General features: G+C 38.3%; 37 protein-coding genes. All 37 read right to left on the bottom strand.

What is annotated here, in order from left to right:
• Window positions 1-35: 35 nt before the first annotated feature.
• The 37 genes from DKG77_RS07125 to DKG77_RS06945 all read right to left on the bottom strand — a co-directional run bounded on the left by DKG77_RS07125 (window position 36) and on the right by DKG77_RS06945 (window position 23,699).
• On the bottom strand, window positions 36-1,319 hold the full coding sequence (locus DKG77_RS07125) for a citrate synthase (RefSeq protein WP_109661683.1): 1,284 nt from the start codon (window positions 1,317-1,319) through the stop codon (window positions 36-38).
• 129 nt (window positions 1,320-1,448) lie between these two features.
• Entirely contained in the window at window positions 1,449-2,987 is a 1,539-nt protein-coding gene (locus tag DKG77_RS07120) for a glycogen synthase (protein WP_109661681.1), read from the bottom strand.
• A 107-nt stretch (window positions 2,988-3,094) separates the two neighbouring features.
• Window positions 3,095-4,387, bottom strand: a complete 1,293-nt coding sequence (eno, locus tag DKG77_RS07115) for a phosphopyruvate hydratase (protein ID WP_109661679.1) — start codon at window positions 4,385-4,387, stop codon at window positions 3,095-3,097.
• A gap of 117 nt (window positions 4,388-4,504) precedes the next feature.
• Window positions 4,505-5,617 (bottom strand): glutamine-hydrolyzing carbamoyl-phosphate synthase small subunit, encoded by a 1,113-nt coding sequence (gene carA, locus DKG77_RS07110; protein WP_109661677.1) that lies wholly within the window; start codon window positions 5,615-5,617, stop codon window positions 4,505-4,507.
• Between the two features lie 96 nt (window positions 5,618-5,713).
• A complete protein-coding gene (gene rplQ, locus DKG77_RS07105; RefSeq protein WP_109661675.1) occupies window positions 5,714-6,217 on the bottom strand; it encodes a 50S ribosomal protein L17 in 504 nt (167 codons plus the stop codon).
• A gap of 61 nt (window positions 6,218-6,278) precedes the next feature.
• Window positions 6,279-7,271 carry a DNA-directed RNA polymerase subunit alpha gene (locus tag DKG77_RS07100; protein WP_055397087.1) on the bottom strand — a complete coding sequence of 331 codons (993 nt, stop codon included), beginning with the start codon at window positions 7,269-7,271 and terminating at the stop codon, window positions 6,279-6,281.
• An 18-nt stretch (window positions 7,272-7,289) separates the two neighbouring features.
• Entirely contained in the window at window positions 7,290-7,895 is a 606-nt protein-coding gene (gene rpsD / locus DKG77_RS07095) for a 30S ribosomal protein S4 (protein ID WP_109661673.1), read from the bottom strand.
• A gap of 99 nt (window positions 7,896-7,994) precedes the next feature.
• Entirely contained in the window at window positions 7,995-8,387 is a 393-nt protein-coding gene (gene rpsK / locus DKG77_RS07090) for a 30S ribosomal protein S11 (protein WP_109661671.1), read from the bottom strand.
• 12 nt (window positions 8,388-8,399) lie between these two features.
• Window positions 8,400-8,774: a 30S ribosomal protein S13 gene (rpsM, locus tag DKG77_RS07085; protein ID WP_109661669.1), complete on the bottom strand. Its 375-nt coding sequence runs from the start codon at window positions 8,772-8,774 to the stop codon at window positions 8,400-8,402.
• Window positions 8,775-8,776: 2 nt separating this feature from the next.
• Window positions 8,777-8,893 carry a type B 50S ribosomal protein L36 gene (gene ykgO, locus DKG77_RS07080; RefSeq protein WP_013621733.1) on the bottom strand — a complete coding sequence of 39 codons (117 nt, stop codon included), beginning with the start codon at window positions 8,891-8,893 and terminating at the stop codon, window positions 8,777-8,779.
• A gap of 4 nt (window positions 8,894-8,897) precedes the next feature.
• Entirely contained in the window at window positions 8,898-9,113 is a 216-nt protein-coding gene (infA, locus tag DKG77_RS07075; protein WP_014031991.1) for a translation initiation factor IF-1, read from the bottom strand.
• A gap of 3 nt (window positions 9,114-9,116) precedes the next feature.
• Window positions 9,117-10,460, bottom strand: coding sequence for a preprotein translocase subunit SecY (gene secY / locus DKG77_RS07070; protein WP_109661667.1), 1,344 nt, complete (start codon window positions 10,458-10,460; stop codon window positions 9,117-9,119).
• Window positions 10,461-10,470: 10 nt separating this feature from the next.
• Complete coding sequence (gene rplO, locus DKG77_RS07065) at window positions 10,471-10,923, bottom strand: 50S ribosomal protein L15 (protein ID WP_109661665.1); 453 nt, start codon at window positions 10,921-10,923, stop codon at window positions 10,471-10,473.
• Window positions 10,924-10,936: 13 nt separating this feature from the next.
• A complete protein-coding gene (gene rpmD / locus DKG77_RS07060; RefSeq protein ID WP_055397075.1) occupies window positions 10,937-11,116 on the bottom strand; it encodes a 50S ribosomal protein L30 in 180 nt (59 codons plus the stop codon).
• A gap of 13 nt (window positions 11,117-11,129) precedes the next feature.
• Window positions 11,130-11,654 (bottom strand): 30S ribosomal protein S5, encoded by a 525-nt coding sequence (gene rpsE, locus DKG77_RS07055; protein WP_109661663.1) that lies wholly within the window; start codon window positions 11,652-11,654, stop codon window positions 11,130-11,132.
• A gap of 7 nt (window positions 11,655-11,661) precedes the next feature.
• Entirely contained in the window at window positions 11,662-12,015 is a 354-nt protein-coding gene (gene rplR, locus DKG77_RS07050; protein WP_109661662.1) for a 50S ribosomal protein L18, read from the bottom strand.
• Window positions 12,016-12,026: 11 nt separating this feature from the next.
• On the bottom strand, window positions 12,027-12,569 hold the full coding sequence (rplF, locus tag DKG77_RS07045; RefSeq protein WP_109661660.1) for a 50S ribosomal protein L6: 543 nt from the start codon (window positions 12,567-12,569) through the stop codon (window positions 12,027-12,029).
• Window positions 12,570-12,588: 19 nt separating this feature from the next.
• Window positions 12,589-12,987 carry a 30S ribosomal protein S8 gene (gene rpsH, locus DKG77_RS07040; RefSeq protein WP_109661658.1) on the bottom strand — a complete coding sequence of 133 codons (399 nt, stop codon included), beginning with the start codon at window positions 12,985-12,987 and terminating at the stop codon, window positions 12,589-12,591.
• 17 nt (window positions 12,988-13,004) lie between these two features.
• Window positions 13,005-13,274: a 30S ribosomal protein S14 gene (gene rpsN / locus DKG77_RS07035; protein ID WP_055397065.1), complete on the bottom strand. Its 270-nt coding sequence runs from the start codon at window positions 13,272-13,274 to the stop codon at window positions 13,005-13,007.
• Between the two features lie 2 nt (window positions 13,275-13,276).
• Window positions 13,277-13,828, bottom strand: coding sequence for a 50S ribosomal protein L5 (gene rplE / locus DKG77_RS07030; protein WP_109661656.1), 552 nt, complete (start codon window positions 13,826-13,828; stop codon window positions 13,277-13,279).
• A 2-nt stretch (window positions 13,829-13,830) separates the two neighbouring features.
• Window positions 13,831-14,142 carry a 50S ribosomal protein L24 gene (gene rplX, locus DKG77_RS07025; RefSeq protein WP_109661654.1) on the bottom strand — a complete coding sequence of 104 codons (312 nt, stop codon included), beginning with the start codon at window positions 14,140-14,142 and terminating at the stop codon, window positions 13,831-13,833.
• 16 nt (window positions 14,143-14,158) lie between these two features.
• The gene (gene rplN / locus DKG77_RS07020) at window positions 14,159-14,527 is read right to left on the bottom strand and encodes a 50S ribosomal protein L14 (RefSeq protein WP_109661652.1); all 369 of its coding nucleotides are present in this window, start codon (window positions 14,525-14,527) and stop codon (window positions 14,159-14,161) included.
• Window positions 14,528-14,529: 2 nt separating this feature from the next.
• A complete protein-coding gene (gene rpsQ, locus DKG77_RS07015; RefSeq protein WP_109661651.1) occupies window positions 14,530-14,787 on the bottom strand; it encodes a 30S ribosomal protein S17 in 258 nt (85 codons plus the stop codon).
• A gap of 13 nt (window positions 14,788-14,800) precedes the next feature.
• A complete protein-coding gene (gene rpmC, locus DKG77_RS07010) occupies window positions 14,801-14,992 on the bottom strand; it encodes a 50S ribosomal protein L29 (protein ID WP_109661649.1) in 192 nt (63 codons plus the stop codon).
• An 18-nt stretch (window positions 14,993-15,010) separates the two neighbouring features.
• On the bottom strand, window positions 15,011-15,430 hold the full coding sequence (gene rplP / locus DKG77_RS07005; protein ID WP_109661647.1) for a 50S ribosomal protein L16: 420 nt from the start codon (window positions 15,428-15,430) through the stop codon (window positions 15,011-15,013).
• Window positions 15,431-15,450: 20 nt separating this feature from the next.
• Window positions 15,451-16,167: a 30S ribosomal protein S3 gene (gene rpsC / locus DKG77_RS07000; protein WP_109661645.1), complete on the bottom strand. Its 717-nt coding sequence runs from the start codon at window positions 16,165-16,167 to the stop codon at window positions 15,451-15,453.
• Window positions 16,168-16,175: 8 nt separating this feature from the next.
• Window positions 16,176-16,583 carry a 50S ribosomal protein L22 gene (gene rplV / locus DKG77_RS06995; protein WP_109661643.1) on the bottom strand — a complete coding sequence of 136 codons (408 nt, stop codon included), beginning with the start codon at window positions 16,581-16,583 and terminating at the stop codon, window positions 16,176-16,178.
• 7 nt (window positions 16,584-16,590) lie between these two features.
• Window positions 16,591-16,869, bottom strand: coding sequence for a 30S ribosomal protein S19 (gene rpsS / locus DKG77_RS06990; protein WP_097047030.1), 279 nt, complete (start codon window positions 16,867-16,869; stop codon window positions 16,591-16,593).
• Window positions 16,870-16,881: 12 nt separating this feature from the next.
• Window positions 16,882-17,706, bottom strand: a complete 825-nt coding sequence (rplB, locus tag DKG77_RS06985) for a 50S ribosomal protein L2 (RefSeq protein ID WP_109661641.1) — start codon at window positions 17,704-17,706, stop codon at window positions 16,882-16,884.
• A 9-nt stretch (window positions 17,707-17,715) separates the two neighbouring features.
• Window positions 17,716-18,006, bottom strand: a complete 291-nt coding sequence (gene rplW / locus DKG77_RS06980) for a 50S ribosomal protein L23 (protein ID WP_109661640.1) — start codon at window positions 18,004-18,006, stop codon at window positions 17,716-17,718.
• 7 nt (window positions 18,007-18,013) lie between these two features.
• Window positions 18,014-18,643, bottom strand: coding sequence for a 50S ribosomal protein L4 (gene rplD / locus DKG77_RS06975; RefSeq protein ID WP_109661638.1), 630 nt, complete (start codon window positions 18,641-18,643; stop codon window positions 18,014-18,016).
• Entirely contained in the window at window positions 18,643-19,260 is a 618-nt protein-coding gene (gene rplC / locus DKG77_RS06970) for a 50S ribosomal protein L3 (RefSeq protein WP_109661636.1), read from the bottom strand. Before rplC ends, rplD begins: the two co-directional genes overlap by 1 nt.
• Before the next feature lie 155 nt (window positions 19,261-19,415).
• Window positions 19,416-19,721 carry a 30S ribosomal protein S10 gene (gene rpsJ, locus DKG77_RS06965; RefSeq protein WP_007094989.1) on the bottom strand — a complete coding sequence of 102 codons (306 nt, stop codon included), beginning with the start codon at window positions 19,719-19,721 and terminating at the stop codon, window positions 19,416-19,418.
• Window positions 19,722-19,733: 12 nt separating this feature from the next.
• Complete coding sequence (gene fusA / locus DKG77_RS06960; RefSeq protein WP_109661634.1) at window positions 19,734-21,860, bottom strand: elongation factor G; 2,127 nt, start codon at window positions 21,858-21,860, stop codon at window positions 19,734-19,736.
• 8 nt (window positions 21,861-21,868) lie between these two features.
• The gene (rpsG, locus tag DKG77_RS06955) at window positions 21,869-22,345 is read right to left on the bottom strand and encodes a 30S ribosomal protein S7 (RefSeq protein WP_097047024.1); all 477 of its coding nucleotides are present in this window, start codon (window positions 22,343-22,345) and stop codon (window positions 21,869-21,871) included.
• 6 nt (window positions 22,346-22,351) lie between these two features.
• Complete coding sequence (rpsL, locus tag DKG77_RS06950) at window positions 22,352-22,726, bottom strand: 30S ribosomal protein S12 (RefSeq protein WP_031445118.1); 375 nt, start codon at window positions 22,724-22,726, stop codon at window positions 22,352-22,354.
• A 193-nt stretch (window positions 22,727-22,919) separates the two neighbouring features.
• Window positions 22,920-23,699, bottom strand: a complete 780-nt coding sequence (locus tag DKG77_RS06945) for a hypothetical protein (protein ID WP_109661632.1) — start codon at window positions 23,697-23,699, stop codon at window positions 22,920-22,922.
• Between the last annotated feature and the right edge of the window lie 249 nt (window positions 23,700-23,948).

The following is a 23,948-nucleotide window of genomic DNA, read 5'->3' as shown; positions in this document are numbered from 1 at the left end:
TCGCCTTTCTATAAATTATCATCTTAAAGACTTGTTTATCTTTTTTCTACTTTAACAAAAGGTCTATGGTTTTCACCAATGTACACCTGTCTTGGTCTTCCTATTGGCTCACCTCTCAATCTCATCTCCCTCCATTGAGCAATCCACCCAGGTAATCTTCCCAAAGCGAACATAACAGTAAACATTTCAGTAGGAATACCTAATGCTCGGTAAATAATTCCGGAATAAAAATCAACATTGGGATAAAGCTTCCTTTTTACAAAATACTCATCTTCCAAAGCTTCTTTTTCTAGGGCTTTTGCGATATCCAAGATGGGATCTTCAATTCCAAGATTACCCAATACTTCATCGGCAGATTTTTTAATAATCTTTGCTCTTGGGTCAAAGTTCTTATATACCCTGTGTCCAAAGCCCATCAACCTAAATGGATCATTCTTGTCTTTAGCTTTGGCCATATATTTTTTTGTATCCCCTCCATCCTCTTGAATAGCTTCAAGCATTTCTAAAACTGCTTGGTTGGCACCACCATGTAATGGGCCCCATAAGGCTGAAATTCCTGCTGACAATGAAGCAAAAAGGCCTGCATGGGACGAACCTACGATACGAACTGTGGATGTAGAGCAATTTTGTTCATGGTCTGCATGCAAAATCAATAGTTTATCTAGTGCATCTATTGCAATTGAATCTTTTTTATACTCTTGATTTGGCTTTTTAAACATCATTTTATGAATGTTTTCTACGTAGCCCAAGGTATCATCTCCGTAGTCCAGCGGCAGTCCTTTCTTTTTACGTTGCGCCCAGGCAACCAAAACCGGAAACTTGGCAAGAATACGAACTATAGAACTGTACATAGCTGTTTCTGAAGAAACGTCCACTGAGGTTGGGTTAAAAGCAACTAAGGCACTTGTTAAAGAAGATAATACACCCATTGGATGTGCTGACTTTGGAAAACCATCCAAAATCTTTTTCATTTCTTCATCTACATGAGATTCCTCTTTAATATCATTATGAAAAGTATCTAGCTGTTCTTTATTTGGTAATTCTCCAAAAATTAAAAGATAAGCTACTTCTAGAAAGTCAGCTTTCTCAGCTAAATCTTCAATAGAATAACCTCTATACCTTAAAATTCCTTTTTCTCCATCCAAAAATGTGATAGCACTCTCACATGAACCTGTATTTTTGTAGCCTGGATCAATTGTTACTATACCACTTACTCCTCTAAGTGTTTTTATATCTATAGCCAGTTCATTCTCAGTGCCTTTAATAACTGGGAATTCATATTTTTTACCATCATATTCAAGTATAGCTTTGTCCGACATTGTATGTTTTAATAGATTAATAAAATAGAACCTGAAATTTACGAAAAAGCACGACCATTAACAATATTCCAAGCTTCAATTATAGTACAGATGACTACATATTGCGTATGTCGTAAACAAGTGTGGGAGCTAACTAAAATTATACAACTCTTTGTAATAGTTATCTACGGATTTCTTCCAGGTAAACCTCTTCTTTTTAGCGGCAGCTTGAATTTTTTTCCAGGTTGGTTTATCGTTCTTATAAACATCCAAAGCAAGGTCAAAGCCTTCTAGCATACTTTTAATTTTCTCATCATATGTATCACCATCAAAACTGAATCCGGTCTTCATATGAGAGACGGTATCTTTTAGTCCACCTGTATGATGAACCAAGCACGGGTTTCCATTGCGCATAGCTAGCATCTGACTTATTCCACATGGCTCAAAAAGACTTGGCATAAAATACAGGTCCGATTCTAAATAAATGGAGTCAATAAGGCTTTCGGATTGGCCATTTGTAAAAACAAAATTCTTGTGTTCATAGCTCAACTTTCTAAAAAGCTCTTCATACTCGGGTGCTCCTGTGCCTAAAAGCATAAAAATACCATCCACTTTTTTTAATTTGTTCAAAATCTCAACAAAGGCCTCTGGGGAACGCCTAAAAAAGTAAAATTTTTGCTCTGTTAATCTGGCTACGCTAGACACAATAAATTTAGGCCTAACATCTACGTACTCCATTATTTTTTCACCCGTATGGGCCAAAAAGTCTGCTTTGTACTTTTTTGACTCTTCTTGAAGCCATCTAAAAAGTGCTTTTACGGTATTTCTGTAAATAAAACCTTTTTCTTCCGCATTGATATTTTTGTAGTTGCACCCATTTAAAATGCCAAAAAGCCTTCCTTCTTCATCTGCTTGTACCAAATCCTTTTCTAATCCTTCCCCACCAATGAATTCTGGAGGTGAACTAGGAATTAACACATCTTCCTTATAGGAAGGGGAAACCGTGTGCACGGCATCTGCAAAACGAATACCAACTGCCATTAGATTAATACAATCCTGATAACGGTAATCCATAAGAGACATATAATCTATTGGTATTTCTGGAAACCAATTCTTAAGCGATGAGTAATTATCATCAAATGGTCTTATACCTTGAATGGCTAAATTGTGGATACTGTATACGGTACGAATATCTTTTAGGCTTTTATAATCCTTATGATACTCTCTTAAAAACAAAAGCAAACTTGAGTGCCAATCATGTAAGTGAATAATATCCAGCTTTCCAAAAGCGCCTTTTTTAATAGCCTCTGCCACAGCGGTACAAAAAATGATATATTTTACGGCATCAGTATAGAAAGGTTCTTCCGGGTCATTATGGTATATATGGGCGATATCCCCAGCCTCAATTTCCGGATGATGTATTACATAATGAACAATATTTGGATACTCTTTCTTTGGTTTTACTTCGTAAAGCTCTGCAGTATAGGGAAGTCCTCTTAAACTAAAATTTAGGTTTGTTTTAAATAGGCCATCTTGATGAAGCCTACAATATGATGGCACAACTACATGAACCTTATCCCCTCGTTCCGAAATCTGCCTAGGAACGTCTCTAACCACGTCCCCCATTCCACCGGCCTTACAATTGGCCAAAGCATCATTTTCTGCCGCAGCAAAAAGAAAATTGTTCATAGGTAAGTTTTGTTTAGCCAATTAAGTTAACCAAAGTTTATTTTGGAAACAAAAAAAAGCCTTTCTCAATTGAGAAAGGCTTTTTTAGTGCTAAAAAATCATTATCCTTACTTTATTTTGAAGGCTTTCTCTTGTGGATAGTACGCTATACTTCCCAACTCTTCTTCAATACGTAACAACTGGTTATATTTTGCCATTCTATCACTTCGCGAGGCAGAACCTGTTTTAATTTGCCCAGTATTTAACGCCACAGCTAAATCGGCAATTGTGTTGTCTTCTGTTTCTCCCGAGCGGTGGGACATAACTGAAGTGTACCCAGCATTCTTTGCCATGTTTACAGCAGCTATGGTTTCAGAAAGTGTTCCTATCTGGTTTACTTTTATAAGTATCGAATTGGCAATGCCGTTTTCAATTCCCCTTGATAATCTTTCCACGTTGGTCACAAATAAATCATCCCCAACCAATTGCACCTTATCTCCTACCTTATCTGTCAACATTTTCCAACCATCCCAATCATTTTCGTCCATTCCATCTTCAATAGATATGATAGGGTATTTTTCACAAAGGTCTGCAAGATATTGCGCTTGTTCCTCTGAAGTTCTTACAACTCCTTTATCACCTTCAAACTTGGTATAGTCATATTTACCATCAACATAAAATTCGGCTGATGCACAATCCAAAGCGATCATTACGTCATCACCTAACTTGTACCCGGCCTTTTCAACAGCCTTGGCAATGGTGTCCAGGGCATCTTCCGTTCCACCTTCCAAGTTGGGTGCAAATCCACCTTCGTCCCCTACGGCAGTGCTCAAACCTCTATCATGAAGCACTTTTTTAAGGTTATGAAAAATTTCTGTGCCCATTTGCATGGAATGGCTAAAATCATTTGCCTTTACTGGCATTACCATAAATTCTTGAAAAGCGATTGGAGCATCTGAGTGAGAACCTCCATTAATAATGTTCATCATGGGCACCGGCAATGTATTTGCGCTAACTCCACCTACGTATCTGTACAATGGCATTCCCAATTCATTTGCCGCTGCTTTGGCCGCTGCAAGGGACACCCCCAAGATTGCATTTGCCCCCAACTTGGATTTGTTAGGTGTACCGTCCAGGGCAATCATGGTTTCATCAATGTAATTTTGCTCAAAAACCGATGTTCCCACCAATTCTTCTGCTATCGTTGTATTGACGTTGTTAACCGCTTGGCCCACACCTTTTCCCATAAATGAGTTGCCCCCGTCTCTTAGCTCAACAGCTTCATGCTCTCCTGTAGATGCCCCAGAAGGTACCGCCGCCCTGCCCAAAATTCCGTTTTCGGTCACCACATCTACCTCTACGGTTGGGTTACCTCTTGAGTCTAAAATTTGTCTTGCATGAATGTTTATGATAATGCTCATCTGAACTTAATATTTATGGTTGAAATTAATTTGGCTAAGATACGAAAGGTGAACTTTTTAGCTTCATGATAATGCTCATAAAACACTGATAATAACCTAAAAATGAACTACAACGTTTTAGTTGCGACTTGTTTTTATTGCCTCAAAAAATTGATCAAACAAATATTCCGCATCATGGGGCCCCGGACTGGCTTCTGGGTGATATTGTACGGAAAATACATCTTTTCCTTTCACTTTTATACCAGCTACTGTATCATCATTAAGGTGTAAATGGGTAATCTCCAAATTTTGATTAGCCTCAGTTTCTTCCCTATCCACAGCAAAACCATGATTCTGCGACGTTATTTCACCTTTTCCGGTAACCAAATTGAGTATTGGATGGTTGATACCCCTATGACCGTTGTGCATTTTATATGTTGAAACGCCATTTGCCAAAGCCAGCACTTGGTGTCCCAAGCAAATTCCGAACAATGGCTTATTGGATTCCATCATCTCCTTTGTCGTAGAAATAGCATCTGTCAATGGTTCTGGATCACCGGGTCCATTGGAAATGAAATACCCATCTGGGTTCCATGCTTGTAAATCTTTAAATGGCGTGTTGTACGGAAATACTTTTATGTAAGCTCCCCTTTTGGCCAAGTTTCTAAGGATGTTTTTCTTGATGCCAATATCTAAAGCTGAAATTTTATATGTGGCATTCTCTTCACCATAGTAATAGGGTTCTGTGGTTGAAACTTTAGAAGCGAGTTCCAGCCCCTCCATACTAGGAACATTGGCCAACTCTATTTTAAGCGCTTCTATCTCATCAACCCTGGTGGAAATTAAAGCATTCATAGCTCCATTATCTCGTATATAGCTTACCAATGCCCTGGTATCTACATCAGAAATGGCAAAAAGATTGTTCTTGTCTAAAAATTCCAACAGACTCATATCCGCACTGGGGCGAGAATACTCATAGCTAAAGTTTTTTACAATAAGTCCGGCAATTTTGATCGAGTCTGATTCTACCTCGTCCACATTGGTTCCGTAGTTACCAATATGGGCATTTGTAGCTACCATCAACTGCCCAAAGTAGGATGGGTCCGTAAAAATTTCCTGATATCCTGTCATCCCAGTATTGAAACATACTTCGCCTACTGCGGTACCTTCTTTGTTCCCAATGGACTTGCCATAGAAAATTGTACCATCAGCCAACAATAACAGTGCTTTTTTCTTTGTGTGATATTTCATTGCGATTTTTAATTTCGAGTTTGACAAAAAAACATAAAAAAAGGATAAGTTTTCACTTATCCTTTTTTCAATAATACAATAGTTAATAACATATTGTTATTCTTCTGAATCATCCGCTGTTTTTGTTTCTGCAACTGGAGCGGCCGCTTCAACTTTTTTACCTCCACCTCTTCTACTTCTTCGTGTGGTTTTCTTGGCCGGTTTGCCAGCATTGTATACTTCGTTAAAATCAACCAACTCTATCATCGCCATATCGGCGTTATCGCCAAGACGGTTACCCAACTTGATGATTCTTGTATATCCTCCAGGCCTATCTCCAACCTTTTCAGCTACATTCCCAAACAATTCGGTAATGGCATACTTGTTTCTAAGATTGCTAAAAACAATCCTTCTGTTATGTGTACCTTTTTCTGTAGTCTGATTATTCTCGGCTTTAGCCTTGGTAATCAACGGCTCCACAAATTGCTTCAATGCTTTTGCTTTTGCAACCGTAGTGTTGATTCTTTTATGTTCTATTAGGGAACATGCCATATTGGCCAACATTGCCTTTCTATGGGCAGCTGTTCTTCCTAAGTGGTTAAATTTTTTTCCGTGTCTCATCTTTTTGTTTTATCATCTTGCTTCCTAACTCGCATCATTACGAGGAGCAAAATATGATTACTTAATCTTTGTCCAGTTTATATTTGGATAAATCCATACCAAACTGAAGACCTTTATTGATCACCAACTCTTCTAGTTCGGTCAATGATTTTTTACCAAAGTTTCTAAACTTCATTAAATCATTTTTGTTGAAGGAAACCAAATCTCCCAAGGTATCAACCTCAGCAGCTTTAAGACAGTTCAATGCCCTTACGGACAAGTCCATGTCTACTAGTTTGGTTTTCAACAATTGACGCATGTGCAATGATTCCTCATCGTACGTCTCTGTCTGCGCGATTTCATCAGCTTCCAATGTAATGCGCTCATCAGAGAACAGCATAAAGTGGTGAATCAAAACTTTAGCAGCTTCGGTCAACGCATCTTTTGGGTGAATTGAACCGTCAGTAACGATTTCGAAAACCAATTTTTCGTAATCGGTCTTTTGCTCTACCCTAAAATTTTCGATGCTATATTTTACATTCTTAACTGGGGTGTAAACAGAATCAACCGCAATGCTTCCTAATGGGGCATTGGATTTTTTGTTTTCCTCAGCTGGAACATATCCACGTCCTTTTTCAATAATAACCTCTAGGTTAATACTTACTTTAGGATCCATGTTACAGATAACCAAATCTGGATTTAGTACTTGATACCCAGAGATGAATTTTTGAAAATCTCCGGCTGTCAATTGTTCTTTTCCACTTACGGAAACAGAAACTGTTTCGCTTTCAACATCATCAATCTGTCTTTTGAAACGAACCTGCTTAAGATTCAATATCATTTCTGTAACGTCTTCAACAACGCCAGGAATAACAGAAAATTCATGTTCAACTCCATCTATACGAACAGAAGTAATTGCAAAACCTTCCAAAGAGGAAAGTAAGACTCTTCTTAGCGCATTTCCAACTGTTAATCCGTAACCGGGTTCCAAAGGGCGAAATTCAAATTTCCCTTCGAAATCGGTTGAATCTATCATTATAACTTTATCGGGCTTCTGAAAATTTAGTAATGCCATATTGGATTAATGTTGATTTTATTTAGAGTATAACTCGACGATTAATTGTTCCTTGATATTTTCAGGAATCTGCATTCTTTCTGGAACGGTTACAAAAGAACCTTCTTGTTTTTCAGTATTCCAGGTAATCCATTCGTAAACGCTACTGTTGTTAGCTAACGAATCTAATATTGCTTGAACAGATTTAGATTTCTCTCTAACTCCAACCACATCTCCTGGTTTTAAAGAATAAGAAGGAATATTTACAATCTCTCCGTTTACAATGATATGCCTATGAGAAACCAATTGTCTTGCTCCACTTCTTGTAGGAGAAAGTCCCATTCTATAGACTACGTTGTCCAAACGGGATTCACACAACTGAAGCAAAACCTCACCGGTCACTCCTTTGCTTCTGTTTGCTTTTTCAAATAGGTTTCTAAATTGTTTTTCCAAAATACCATAGGTATACTTGGCTTTTTGCTTCTCCATCAACTGGACAGCATATTCAGACTTTTTTCCACGACGTCTGTTATTACCGTGTTGTCCTGGAGGGTAACTTTTCTTTTCGAAGGCTTTATCGTCTCCGAATATCGCTTCTCCAAATTTTCTAGCGATTTTTGATTTTGGTCCTGTGTATCTTGCCATCTTCTTTAAATTGGAAAGTGCGATTATGAATTAAGGCTTATCCTTCGATAATCTATAAAGCACTTTCGTGAAGACCCTAATGGGCCGATTTATTAATAATTAAACTCTTCTTCTTTTTGGTGGTCTACATCCATTGTGTGGAAGTGGGGTAACATCAACTATTTCCGTTACCTCTATACCAGCATTGTGAATAGAACGGATAGCAGATTCTCTACCATTTCCCGGTCCTTTTACATATACTTTCACTTTTCTTAGACCTGCTTCATGTGCAACTTTAGCACAATCCTCAGCTGCAACTTGAGCTGCATAAGGTGTGTTCTTTTTAGAACCTCTAAAACCAAGTTTACCAGCAGATGACCAAGAAATTACATCTCCCTTTTTATTGGTCAAAGAAATAATGATATTGTTGAATGAAGCAGTAACATGGGCCTCCCCTGTAGATTCTACTATTACTTTGCGCTTCTTAGCTGTTTTAGTATTTGCCTTTGCCATAATACCTACCTATTATTTAGTTGCTTTCTTCTTGTTGGCAACCGTTTTTCTTTTTCCTTTTCTTGTCCTAGAGTTGTTCTTGGTACGTTGTCCTCTTAGTGGCAATCCAGATCTGTGACGAATTCCACGGTAACAACCTATATCCATCAAACGTTTGATGTTCAATTGTGTTTCTGAACGAAGTTCACCTTCAATTGTGTAAGAGGAAACAGCATCCCTGATTCTTCCTATTTCTTCATCATTCCAATCCGAAACTTTAGTATCCTCGCTTACTTGGGCCTTCTCTAAAATCTCTTGTGCTCTACTTTTACCAATTCCGTAAATGTAGGTGAGTGAAATAACTCCACGCTTTTGTTTAGGTATATCTACACCTGCGATTCTTGCCATAATTACCCTTGTCTTTGTTTAAATCTAGGATTCTTTTTGTTGATTACGTATAATCTGCCTTTTCTGCGAACTATTTTGCATTCGGCGCTTCTCTTCTTTATTGATGCTCTTACTTTCATCGTATTAGTATCTGTAAGTAATTCTTGCTTTTGTTAAATCGTATGGGCTCATTTCAAGCTTCACCTTGTCGCCGGGAAGCAATTTGATATAATGCATACGCATTTTCCCAGAGATATGTGCCGTAACAACATGCCCGTTTTCTAATTCTACTCGGAACATTGCATTTGATAATGCTTCTATTATTGTTCCGTCTTGTTCTATTGCTGGCTGCTTTGCCATAAATTAAGCTACTTTTCTATTTTTTCCGGTTTTCATCAAACCATCATAATGTCTGTTCAACAAATATGAATTTACTTGTTGTACCGTGTCTATTGCAACACCTACCATAATCAATAGCGATGTACCTCCATAGAACAGCGCCCAACCTGCCTGCACATCCATCAACTTTACAACTACTGCAGGCAATACTGCCAATAGTGCCAAGAAAACAGAACCAGGTAATGTGATTAAGGACATAATTTTATCCAAATAATCCCCGGTTTCCTTACCAGGTCGTATTCCAGGAATAAATCCACCGCTTCTTTTCAAATCATCGGCCATTTTGTTCGTAGGAACTGTAATAGCCGTATAGAAATAGGTAAAGATGATTATCAGTACTGCAAATAGTATATTGTAAGCCAAACCAAAGATATCTGCAAACTGAACTTCCATCCATTGACCAACAGCTGTATTATTGAATGTTCTACCCAATAAACTTGGGGCAAACATAATTGCTTGTGCAAAAATAATAGGCATTACGCCTGATGCATTCAACTTTAATGGGATATATTGTCTAGACCCCATAACGTTCTTTTCATAACCTCCCGATGCAGTCCTTCTAGCATACTGTACCGGAATTTGTCTTATTGCCATTACCAAAAGGACACTGGCCAATATCACCAAGAACCAAATGATCACTTCTATAAGGATAAACATGATGCCTCCCGTATTGTTGGCTGTTCTAGAAATAAATTCCTGAACAAATGATTGTGGTAATGTGGCTATAATACCAATCATAATCAATAAAGAAATACCGTTTCCAATACCTTTATCTGTAATTTTTTCTCCCAACCACATAGCAAACACACATCCTGTAACCAATATGATTACTGCCGGAATTATGAAGTCCGGGCCTTTTCCCAAAACAAAGGCACTATCTGGAACACCAAGTGCACCCAGACCGAACAAGTATGCAGGGGCTTGAACAATACAGATAGCAATGGTCAGCCATCGCGTAATCTGATTTATTGTCTTTCTACCACTTTCTCCTTCTTTCTGTAATTTTTGCAAATAGGGAATAGCGATTCCCATTAGCTGAACTACAATAGAAGCAGAGATATATGGCATAATACCCAATGCAAAAACAGAAGCATTTGCAAAAGCCCCACCGGTAAAAGCATTAAGAATACCCAAAATACCTTGTTCAGTATTAGAGGTTAATTGCGCCAATTGGGAAGTATCAATACCTGGAAGTACCACTTGGGCACCGAAACGATAAACCAATAACAGCCCTAACGTAATAAGTATACGCTGTCTTAGTTCTTCAATTTTCCAAATATTTGATATGGTCTCAATAAATTTCTTCATGCTATTTTCCTTATAAACTTATTGCTTCACCTCCTGCGGCTTCAATTGCTGCTTTAGCAGAAGCAGTAAATTTATGTACTGAAATCTTAAGAGGTGCCTTTAATTCACCATTTCCTAAAATTTTCACCAAATCATTCTTATGTGCCAATCTGTTCTCAACAAGAATATCCAAGGTCACTTCCTTTTTAAGGGTACCATTGTCCACCAATTCTTGCAATTTGCTTAAATTGATACCCTGATATTCTTTTCTGTTGATGTTCTTAAAACCAAATTTAGGAACACGACGTTGCAAAGGCATTTGTCCACCTTCAAAACCAATCTTTTTGGAATATCCAGATCTAGACTTTGCACCTTTATGCCCTCTTGCGGCAGTTCCGCCTTTACCAGAGGCTTGACCTCTTCCTAAGCGTTTTCCATCTCTGTTAACAGCGCCTTCTGCTGGTTTAAGATTATGTAAATCCATGTACCGTTATATTTTAAGCTTCCTCAGTGGAAACCAAGTGTTTTACCTTATTTATCATTCCAAGGATATTAGGCGTTGCATCATGCTCCACAACATGCCCAATCTTGCGCAAACCTAGAGCTTCCAAAGTCCTTTTTTGGTTTTGGGTTCTCTTAATAGCGCTCTTTACTTGTTTAACCTTAATCTTTGACATAATATCCTCTTATTTATCCCTTAAAGACTTTTTCTAAAGAAATACCTCTTTGGTTAGCTACTGTTTGTGCTCCTCTTAATTGTAAAAGCGCATCAAAAGTGGCCTTAACAACATTATGGGGATTGGAAGAACCTTGTGATTTTGACAGTACATCATGTACTCCCACTGCTTCCAATACTGCTCTAACCGCACCACCTGCAATAACTCCCGTACCATGAGATGCTGGCTGAATGTATACTCGTGCACCACCGTACTTTCCTTTCTGCTCATGAGGAAGCGTTCCTTTGTTCAAAGGAATTCTTATTAAATTCTTTTTAGCATCTTCAATAGCTTTGGCAATAGCTGTAGCAACTTCCTTAGATTTTCCTAAACCATGACCTACCACACCATTCTCATCACCAACAACAACAATTGCCGAAAAACCGAATGCTCTACCACCTTTGGTAACTTTTGTAACCCTTTGGACACCAACCAAACGATCTTTCAACTCCAGTCCACCTGGCTTTACTGTTTCTACGTTTTTGTATTTCTGGTACATAGTTTATTTAGAATTTAAGTCCTGCTTCTCTAGCTCCTTCAGCCAATGATTTAACCCTGCCGTGGTAAAGGTTTCCCCCTCTATCAAAAGCCACTGTTTCAAAACCTAGTTTTGCAGCTTTCTCTGCAATTGCTTTACCTACTTGGCTTGCAATTTCAATTTTTGTTCCTTTTGCATCTACGTCTTTATCCCTTGATGATGCAGCAGCCAATGTGACACCATTTTCATCATCAATCAATTGAGCGTATATCTCTTTATTACTTCTGAAAACAGACAATCTTGGTCTTGTTTCAGTACCAGCAGAAACTTTTCGTATTCTTCTTCTGATTCGTAATTTTCTTTCGGTCTTAGATAATCCCATCTTGTTACTTATTATGCTGATTTACCGGCTTTTCTTCTTAACTGTTCACCTACAAACTTGATTCCTTTTCCTTTGTAAGGCTCTGGCTTACGGAAAGCTCTAATCTTGGCGGCCACCTGACCCACCAATTGCTTGTCATGAGACGTTAATTTTATTATTGGGTTTTTCCCTTTTTCAGAAATAGCTTCAATCTTAACTTCTGAAGCAATATTCATTACAATGTTATGAGAGAAACCTAAAGCCAAATCCAATTTTTGCCCCTGATTGCTTGCTCTGTAACCTACACCGACCAATTCAAGTTCTTTGGTCCAGCCTTTAGAGACTCCTTCAACCATATTCAAAATCAAGGACCTGTACAGCCCATGCTTGGCTTTATGTTCTTTGGAATCTGAAGGTCTCGCCACATGTACACTTCCATCTTCAACCTTAACCGTAACCCCTGAAAACTCCTGGGACAACTCTCCCAACTTACCTTTAACGGTAACTACATTCTCGTTCACTTCTACAGTGACTCCATCAGAAATTGTAATTGGATTGTTACCTATTCTAGACATTTTTTTTCTCTTTACTCAATTAATAAACGTAGCACAAAACTTCGCCACCTACGTTATCTTGCTTAGCTTGCTTGCTTGTCATAACACCATGGGACGTTGATATAATAGCAACACCCAAGCCGTTAAGAACTCTTGGCAATTCGTCTGAACCAGAATATTTACGTAGTCCAGGTTTACTTACCCTTTGCAATTTTTTGATAACCGGCTCTTTGGTAAACTTATCATACTTCAAGGCAATTTTAATGTTCCCTTGAACTTTGTTATCCTCGAACTTGTAGCTCAAAATATATCCTTGATCGAACAATATTTTGGTAATCTGTCTTTTTAGATTGGAAGCGGGAATATCCACTACCCTATGACCTGCACTACTGGCATTTCTAATTCTGGTCAAATAATCTGAAATTGGATCTGTAAGCATTTCTTTTCTTTATCTGTTTACCAACTTGCTTTTTTAACTCCTGGAATCAAGCCTTGATTGGCCATTTCCCTAAAAGTAACCCTAGATATACCAAATGTTCTCATATATCCTCTTGGTCTTCCAGTCAATTTGCAACGGTTTCGCATACGTACTGGAGATGCGTTTTTTGGAAGCTTTTGTAAAGCTTCATAATCACCTGCTTCTTTAAGAGCTTTTCTCTTTTCAGCATATTTTGCTACCGTCTTAGCCCTTTTTACCTCACGGGCTTTCATTGATTCCTTAGCCATAATTAGTTCTTTTTAAAGGGTAATCCCAGTTCGGTTAACAATGATTTTGCTTCTTTATCTGTTTCCGCAGAAGTAACGAATGTAATATCCATACCATTAATTCTGTTGATTTTATCAATATTGATTTCTGGGAATATGATTTGCTCGGTAACACCAAGGTTATAATTTCCTCTTCCGTCAAAACCTGTAGCTTTTATTCCTTGAAAGTCACGTACCCTAGGAAGTGCAGATGTAATCAATCTGTCTAAAAATTCATACATTTTTTCTCCCCTAAGAGTCACCTTGGCACCAATTGGCATACCCTTTCTTAATTTAAAGGAAGCAACATCCTTTTTAGAAAGAGTGGCAATAGCCTTTTGGCCCGTAATATTTGTCAACTCATCAACCGCGTGATCAATAAGCTTTTTGTCAGATACAGCAGCACCAACCCCACGGCTAACAACTATCTTTTCCAACTTTGGAACTTGCATTACGTTTTTGTAACCAAATTCTTCAGACAATGCTTTTACAACACGTTCTTTATATTCTGTCTTTAATCTTGGAATGTAACTCATAACTAAATTACTTCATTGGATTTTTTCGCAAATCTAACTTTCTTTCCATCTCTCACTTCATAACCTACTCTTGTGGTCTCTCCAGATTTTGGATCGATCAACGAAAGGTTAGAGATATGGATAGGAGCTTCCTTTTTAACAATTCCACCCTGAGGGTTTTTTGCACTTGGCTTTTCGTGTTTAGAAACCATATTGGCTCCTTCTACAATAGCTTTGTTGTTTTCACGGTCAAGCTGAAGTATTTTACCTTCAGTGCCTTTGTGGTCTCCCGCAACGACTCTTACCGTATCCCCTGTTTTTATTTTCAACTTCATCTTTCTGATATTTCTTTTAAAGCACCTCTGGGGCTAATGAAACAATCTTCATGAACTGTTTGTCCCTAAGCTCTCTGGCAACTGGTCCAAAAACCCTAGTTCCTCGCATTTCACCTGTAGGATTCAATAACACACATGCGTTGTCATCAAAACGGATGTAAGAACCATCTGGTCTTCTTACCTCTTTTTTTGTACGAACCACAACAGCTGTTGAAACAGAACCTTTTTTTATGGTACCATTGGGAGCAGCTTCTTTAACAGTAACTACAATCTTATCTCCCAACGAAGCATATCTTCTTTTTGTTCCTCCAAGCACACGAATGGTCAAAACTTCTTTAGCCCCCGTGTTGTCCGCAACCTTTAATCTAGATTCTTGCTGTAACATAATTATTTAGCTCTTTCAAGGATTTCAACCAGTCTCCAACATTTAGTCTTACTCAATGGTCTTGTTTCCATTATTTTAACGGTGTCGCCTTCTTTGCAATCATTCTTTTCGTCATGGGCAACATACTTTTTGGTCTTCAAAACGAACTTACCGTACATAGGGTGCTTTACACGCTTTACCTCAGAAACCACTATTGATTTCTCCATTTTGTTGCTGGTAACAACCCCTATTCTTTCTTTTCTTAAATTTCTTTTTTCCATAAGGCAGAACCAATTATTGTAATTCCCTTTTTGTTAATTCTGTTGCAAGTCTTGCCACCGTCCTTCTCGTTTTTCTTATTTGTAAAGGATTTTCCAAAGGAGTAACTGAATGCGCCACTTTCAGGTCAGCGTGTTGTTTTTTCTGTTCAGCTAACCTTTCTTTTAGCTCTTCAATTGAAAGTTCTTTTATCTCTGATTGTTTCATCTTCTTCTCAATTAAAAATTAAGCGGAATAATCCCTTGCTACGATAAACTTGGTTTTCACAGGTAATTTTTGTGCGGCAAGTCTTAACGCTTCCTTTGCAATATCCATTGGAACTCCAGCTACCTCAAACATGATTCTTCCAGGCTTAACAACGGCTACAAAATATTCCGGAGCACCTTTTCCTTTACCCATACGTACTTCTAGAGGCTTCTTAGTGATAGGCTTGTCTGGAAATATTTTAATCCACAGTTGGCCTTGTCTTTTCATATACCTTGTCGCAGCAATACGCGCAGCTTCTATCTGACGGGAGGTAATGAAGTGTGAATCCAAGGATTTGATACCAAACATTCCATTGGAAAGCTGGTGTCCTCTTTGAGAGTCTCCTTTCATACGTCCCTTCTGGGCCTTACGAAATTTTGTTCTTTTTGGCTGTAACATTTTACCTTTACTTTATCTTATTACTTTCTACGACGTTGTGGTTTTTTACCATCTTGTTTGCCGCCTTTTCCTTGACTTTTGGACAATCCTACTAACGGGGAAAGTTCTCTCTTACCATAAACCTCACCTTTCATTATCCAAACTTTGATACCCAATCTTCCGTAAGTAGTATGCGCTTCATGCAAAGCATAATCTACATCTGCACGGAAAGTTGATAATGGAATCCTTCCTTCTTTGTAAGACTCTGAACGTGCCATTTCAGCTCCATTCAAACGTCCAGAAATCTGAATCTTAATACCCTCTGCATTCATGCGTATTGCAGCTGCAATAGCCATTTTGATGGCTCTTCTATATGAAATTCTACTTTCAATTTGCCTTGCAACACTTGCAGCTACCAAATTGGCATCAAGCTCAGGTCTCTTGATTTCGTGAATATTGATTTGAACTTCTTTACCAGTAATTTTTTTGAGCTCTTCTTTAAGCTTATCAACTTCCTGACCTCCTTTACCGATAATAATACCTGGTCTTGCTGTGGTAATAGTAATGGTAATAAGTTTTAAAGTCCTTTCAATAATAACCCTAGACACACTTGCTTTTGCCAAACGTGCATGGATATATTTTCTTATTTTATCATCCTCAGCCAGCTTATCGCCGTAATCTTTACCACCGTACCAGTTGGATTCCCATCCTCTGATAATTCCTAAGCGATTTCCTATCGGATTGGTTTTCTGTCCCATATTATACTCTAGCTTTGAACGTTGTTGTTAGATTCCAAAACCATGGTAACATGATTGGAACGTTTTCTAATTCTGTGTGCTCTACCTTGGGGTGCTGGGCGCAATCTTTTCAACATAGTACCACCATCCACACGGATTTCCTTTATATAAAGGTCTGCATCTTCAATACTTGCATCCTCATTCTTAGCTTCCCAGTTAGCAATTGCAGAAAGTAAAAGTTTCTCCAACTTTCTAGAAGCTTCTTTAGAATTGAACTTTAAAATTGCAAGTGCCATTTCTATCTGCTTCCCTCTGATCAAGTCAGCTACTAAACGCATCTTTCTTGGTGAAGTAGGGCAGTTGTTAAGCTTTGCAAAAGCAAGCTGCTTTTTTTCTTCTTTCAACCTTTCGGCCATTTGTTTTTTTCGAACTCCCATAGCTTACTTACTTTTTTCCTTTGTTTTTAGCTCCTGCATGACCTCTAAAGGATCTTGTAGGTGAAAATTCTCCAAGCTTGTGACCTACCATGTTTTCAGTTACGTAAACAGGAACAAATTGTCTCCCATTATGTACCGCTATGGTTTGCCCTACGAAATCCGGTGTTATCATTGAGGCCCTAGACCATGTTTTGATTACCGTTTTCTTACCTGAATCTATATTATTCTGGACTTTCTTTTCCAGACTATGATGAACGTAAGGTCCTTTTTTTAATGAACGTGCCATTTGCTTTTACTTTTATTTCTTTCTACGTTCTATGATATATCTATTTGTGTCTTTTGTCTTAGAACGAGTTCTAAATCCTTTAGCAGGAATACCGTTCTTAGATCGAGGATGACCTCCAGAAGCCCTTCCTTCACCACCACCCATTGGGTGATCGACAGGGTTCATGGCTACCGGTCTAGTTCTTGGCCTTCTACCCAACCATCTGCTCCTACCTGCTTTACCAGACACTAACAATTGGTGGTCGGAGTTGGAAACCGCACCTATAGTAGCCAAACAGTTGGCCAATATCATACGTGTTTCACCAGATGGTAGTTTAATCGTAACGAACTTTCCATCCTTTGCCATTAACTGAGCAAAAGTACCTGCGCTTCTTGCCATAACAGCACCTTGACCAGGTCTTAATTCGATACAAGAAATAATAGTACCCAATGGAATCTCACTTAAAGGAAGTGCATTTCCTATTTCTGGAGCAGATTTAGTACCAGAAGAAATCTTCTGACCTACCTGCATTCCATTTTGGGCAACCACATATCTCTTCTCGCCATCTTTATATTCAACTAGCGCGATGAATGCAGTTCTATTAGGATCGTATTGTATTGAAACAATAGTAGCATCAATACCTTGCTTATCTCTTTTAAAGTCGATAACACGATACCTTCTTTTATGACCACCACCTCTGTGCCGTATGGTCATTTTTCCTTGACTGTTCCTACCGCCAGACTTTTTTAACGGAGCAAGTAAACTTTTCTCCGGCTTATCAGTAGTAATCGCGTCAAATCCGTTTACTACTCTAAAACGCTGTCCAGGGGTTATCGGTTTTAATTTTCTAACTGACATCTCTCGTCTTTATAGATTACTGTAAAAATCAATAATATCGCCTTCCGCCACATCTACAATTGCCTTTTTTAGGGCATTAGTCTTTCCGTGTTGGATTCCTGTTTTTGTATAACGACTTTTACGATTTGGACCATAGTTCATGGTACGTACTTTATCCACAGAAACACCATAGGTAGTCTCAACCGCTTCTTTGATCTGAAGTTTGTTGGCCTTAGGGTCAACATAGAAACCATAACGATTGAAAAGCTCGCTGTCCGCGGTCATTTTTTCCGTAATGATTGGTTTTATCAACACACTCATGATATTCTTATTTCTTTAGGTTCGATTCTATTCCTTCCAAAGCACTTTCAGTCAGCACTACCTTACCAGCATTAATAATCTTGTAAGTACTTAATTCTGAGCTTGTTACAACTTCGGAACGCTCCAAATTGCGCGACGACAAATATACATTATTATTTGAATCGCCCAACACTATAAGAGACTTTTTATTTTCTATTCCAAGAGAGGTCAAAAATGCTTTAAAATCTTTGGTTTTTGGCGCTTCAAAACTGAAGTCTTCAACAACAACCAAAGCCTTGTCTTTTGATTTTAATGTTAAGGCTGATTTTCTAGCCAAACGCTTAACATTTTTGTTCAATTTTTGTTGGTAATCTCTTGGTCTTGGACCAAAAATTCTACCACCACCTCTAAAAATAGGAGATTTAATACTACCAGCCCTTGCGGTACCAGTTCCTTTTTGTTTTTTAATCTTTCTGGTACTACCTACTATCTCAGCTCTTTCTTTAGCCTTATGGGTACCTTGTCTCTGGTGTGCCAAATATCGCTTAACATCTAAATAGATGGCATGCTCATTAGGCTCTATAGCGAAAACATCATCAGAAAGGTCAACCTTTCTTCCTGTTTCTTTTCCTTTAATATCTAAAACTGCAACCTTCATTACTTCTCAATTGTTACGTAAGCATTTTTGTGACCAGGAACACAACCTTTTACTACGATAAGGTTTTTGTCCGCAACCACTTTCAATACTTTCAAGTTTTGAACTGTCACTCTTCCTCCACCCATTCTACCTGCCATTTTCATTCCTTTGAAAACGCGAGCTGGGTATGATGCAGCACCAATGGAACCTGGAGCCCTAAGTCTGTTATGTTGACCGTGAGTCGCTTGACCCACACCGGCAAAACCATGTCTTTTAACAACACCTTGAAAACCTTTTCCTTTTGATGTACCAACTACATCCACAAATTCACCTTCTACAAAAAGGTCAACACTCAAAGTATCACCTAATTTGTATTCACCTTCAAAATCTCGGAATTCAACGACTTTCTTCTTTGGAGAAGCACCTGCCTTTTTAACATGACCTAGTTCAGCCTTGTTTGCACGTTTTTCTGCCTTGTCATCGAAACCAAGCTGAAGGGCACTGTACCCGTCAACCTCTTCGGTTCTGACTTGGGTAACCACGCATGGTCCAGCTTCAAGAACGGTGCATGGAATATTCTTTCCACTCTCGTCAAAGATGCTGGTCATACCGATTTTTCTACCTATTAACCCAGACATATATATAATTATTAATTGTTTACTTTTTGTTACGCCAATTTCTTGGCAAAAAAATTGGGTCAAGAAAATCCTCTGACCCAGATTTTTTTCTTTCTCCGTTTTTCCATTGCGAAACGCTCAGGACATGTCCACCACCTTATTAAGGCAGCAACTAATTATACTTTTATCTCAACCTCAACACCACTAGGAAGCTCAAGCTTCATAAGGGCATCAATGGTTTTTGATGAAGAGCTATAAATATCCAACAACCTCTTATAAGAACTCAATTGGAATTGCTCTCTTGATTTTTTGTTCACGTGAGGTGAACGCAAAACCGTAAATATCTTTTTGTGCGTTGGCAATGGAATTGGACCAGTAACCACAGCACCTGTTGTCTTAACTGTCTTCACAATCTTTTCAGCAGATTTATCCACCAAATTGTGATCGTAAGATTTAAGTTTTATTCTTATTTTTTGACTCATCTTGCTGAAAAATTAAGCGGTTACTCCTTTTACTGATTTTATAACTTCTTCTGCAATATTGGTAGGAGTTTCTGCATAGTGCGAAAATTCCATAGTAGAAGTAGCTCTACCAGAAGACAATGTTCTCAATGAAGTTACATAACCGAACATTTCTGATAATGGCACTTCACCTTTTACCACTTTAGAACCAGCTCTATCACTCATATCGCTAATGGTTCCTCTACGTCTGTTAAGATCCCCAACAATATCACCCATGTTTTCTTCAGGTGTTAACACCTCAATCTTCATGATAGGCTCCATCAATACGGACCTCGCAGATTTTGCAGCAGCTTTGTATCCCATTTTTGCAGCCAATTCAAAGGATAATGAATCCGAATCCACAGGGTGGAAAGAACCGTCCTTTAAAGTAACCTTCATACTATCCATTTCAAATCCGGCCAAAGGACCATTTTTCATGGCTTCTTTAAATCCTTTTTCTACTGATGGAATATATTCTTTAGGAATATTACCTCCTTTAATTGTGTTCACAAACTCTAATCCAACCACATCTTCACCAGCAGGCTCCATGGTAAATACAATATCTGCAAACTTACCTCGACCACCAGACTGCTTTTTGTAAACTTCTCTATGATCTGCAGATTGCGTAATCGCTTCCTTGTATTCAACCTGAGGCTGACCTTGGTTCACTTCAACCTTAAATTCGCGACGTAAACGGTCTACAATAATATCCAAGTGAAGCTCACCCATACCAGAAATAATAGTCTGACCAGATGCTTCATCAGTTTTTACCTGGAAGGTAGGATCTTCCTCGGCCAATTTAGCCAAAGACATTCCCAACTTATCCACATCAGCCTTAGTTTTAGGCTCAACCGCAATACCAATTACAGGATCAGGGAAATCCATACTTTCCAATACAATCGGATGTTTCTCAGCAGACATGGTATCCCCAGTCTTAATATCCTTAAATCCAACGGCAGCACCTATATCTCCAGCTTCTATGTAATCAATAGCATTTTGCTTATTTGAATGCATTTGATAAATACGGGAAATACGTTCTTTTTTACCTGAACGATTGTTCAAAATATATGAACCCGCGTCCAAACGACCAGAATATGCTCTAAAGAATGCCAAACGACCTACGAAAGGATCTGTAGCAATTTTAAATGCTAAGGCAGAAAATGGTTCTTTCGGATCAGGCTTTCTAGTAATTTCATTACCTGTATTTGGATCGGTACCAACTATATCATCCTTATCTATAGGTGATGGCAGGTAGCGACAAACAGCGTCCAACAAAAATTGAACTCCCTTATTTTTGAATGAAGAACCACATACCATAGGAATGATAGCTCTATCCATAACAGCAGCTCTAAGTGCAGCATGCACTTCCTCTTCAGTGATAGAATCTTCATCTTCGAAGAATTTCTCCATCAACTCCTCATCATATTCCGCAACTGCTTCAATCAAGGCAGCTCTATACTCCTTAACTTCAGCCTTCATTTCTTCAGGGATATCGATAACATCGAATGTAGAACCAAAGTTCTCATCGTGCCATACAATAGCTCTGTTTTTTGCCAGGTCAACAATTCCTTTAAAATCAGCTTCGTCTCCTATTGGCAATACAATTGGAACTGCATTGGAACCAAGCATAGTTTTCACCTGATTACAAACCATAAGAAAGTTAGATCCTTGACGGTCCATTTTGTTAACGAAACCAATACGTGGCACTTTATAGTTATCAGCCAATCTCCAGTTCGTTTCTGATTGTGGTTCCACACCATCAACAGCACTGAACAAAAAGACCAAACCATCCAATACACGTAGTGAACGATTCACCTCTACGGTAAAATCAACGTGACCTGGGGTATCTATTATATTAAAGTGGTATCCTTTAGCATCTGCCGTAGGCTTTCCGTTTTCTGTAGGGAATTCCCATGTACAAGTAGTTGCTGCAGAAGTAATGGTAATACCTCGCTCCTGCTCTTGCTCCATCCAGTCCATGGTTGCGGCGCCATCATGCACCTCACCTATTTTGTGACTTACACCTGTATAAAAAAGAATACGCTCCGTAGTAGTGGTTTTTCCAGCATCAATGTGTGCTGCAATACCAATATTCCTTGTATATTTTAAATCTCTTGACATTTTACCAACTAGAATCTAAAGTGAGAGAATGCTTTATTGGCTTCCGCCATCTTGTGAGTATCTACTCTTTTCTTAACCGCCGCGCCTTCTTCTTTGGCAGCAGCTAAAACTTCTGCAGCCAATTTTTGCGCCATGGATTTTTCATTACGTTTTCTAGCGTAACTGATCAACCATTTCATAGCTGTAGAAATCTTTCTATCTGGACGGATTTGCATTGGAATCTGAAATGTAGCTCCACCCACTCTTCTACTTCTTACTTCAACATGTGGCATTACATTGGAAAGAGCATCTTTCCATAACTCTAAAGCAGTTTTTTCTTCGTCAGTATTTTTCTCTTCAACGATGTCAATTGCATCATAAAAAACTTTGAAAGCTACTGATTTCTTACCATCCCACATCATCATGTTCACAAAACGTGTCACCAACTGATCGTTAAATCTTGGATCTGGCAACAATGGTCTTTTCTTCGCCTGTCTTTTTCTCATCTCTTCTTATTTTTTAGGACGTTTTGCACCGTATTTAGATCTACGTTGTGTTCTACCTGCAACACCTGCGGTATCCAATGCGCCACGGACGATGTGATATCTAACTCCTGGCAAATCCTTTACTCTTCCACCTCTAACCAATACTATCGAGTGCTCTTGGAGGTTGTGACCTTCACCAGGGATATATGCGTTAACTTCTTTACCATTTGTTAACCTCACCCTTGCAACTTTACGCATTGCAGAGTTAGGTTTTTTTGGTGTAGTCGTATAAACACGCGTACAAACCCCTCGTCTTTGAGGACACGAATCCAAAGCAGCCGATTTACTCTTCTTGGTAATTGTGACTCTTCCTTTTCGTACTAATTGTGAAATTGTTGGCATTAAAATTTCTATTAAAAATCAAAACAACCCTCGTTTTGAGGGCTGCAAATGTAGTGATATTTCGGAATAATTCAAATCTTGGCAGATTAAATTTACGATCTACCTTAAAAAACCAAAATGAATGCCAATAAATAAGATAAAAACACCTTGATAACGATAGGTTTACGAACTAAGCCCCACTTCTTTTTTTGTTTTACAATGTTCCACTGAAAGCTACTAAATTCACTAAACCGCTTTTACTTTTTAGGTCTACATTCTTTTTCTTTAAAAATTGTTTGATCTCCTTCTGGTGTTCCGTCCTAAACAAATCAACCAATTCCTTCTTACTCCTGCCCACATTAACAGGGGTGCCATTCTCAATTGAAATATAGTAGTCAATCTCATCCACAAAACGATGCGGAAAAGACACGGCATGTGATGTTTTTGCTTTTTTACCTTCCTTAAACAATTTTTTATTTCGTTCAAACAATTTGTAATCTCCCGTGGAGTACACCATTTTTAAATAACCGTACGACTTAACATCCCTATCATCAAGAAAGGCTGCATATGTAAATTTATCGTTCTTCATAGCACATGAGATTTCCGAATTCTTAAGCAGAGCTAGAGTTACTTCATTTTCAAGTTTGGATTTTTTAATCTCAAATTCGTCATTAAACGCATTGTACCTCATATACATTTTACTTTCTTCATCATTATTGAAGAAGATTGTCCCCAACACAAACTCATCCTCTAGGTATATGGACCCTTCAATATCGCTTAACTCTATTTTTTGTTCTATTCCCATATTGGCGAGTTTATCCCTCATTTGGCTATAAAAATTCTCAGACGCTGGATTGTTACCAAAATCAGGACCTATTCCCTGCAAACCTTTTTGGTATGAATTAATGACTCCTGGCTGAACGTTTGCACCCTGTTGTGCGAGTGAATTTGAAAAACACAATAAGACTGCAGATGCTAGTAAAATGACCCTCATAATAGCTATATATATATTAAGGTATAAATTACAAATTAAAATCGTCTTTTAACATGCATCCCAGATTTTTAACAAACAACAGGCGCAAATATCTCATTACCGCGAAATGTGTCTAAGCCCATCATTACAAACCACTTTTAACCCGATCATTAAACAGAAGAATTTGCGTTTAACGTAATTTTTAATGCCACAAATTGAAGAGTCGATAATTAACAAGAATCATTTTGACATTAACCCATTTACAAACAC

Origin of the sequence: Flagellimonas aquimarina, from assembly GCF_003149745.1 — a bacterium.
In the GTDB taxonomy this organism is placed as follows: Bacteria; Bacteroidota; Bacteroidia; order Flavobacteriales; family Flavobacteriaceae; genus Flagellimonas; species Flagellimonas aquimarina.
This window is presented reverse-complemented; position numbering and strand designations above follow the sequence as displayed.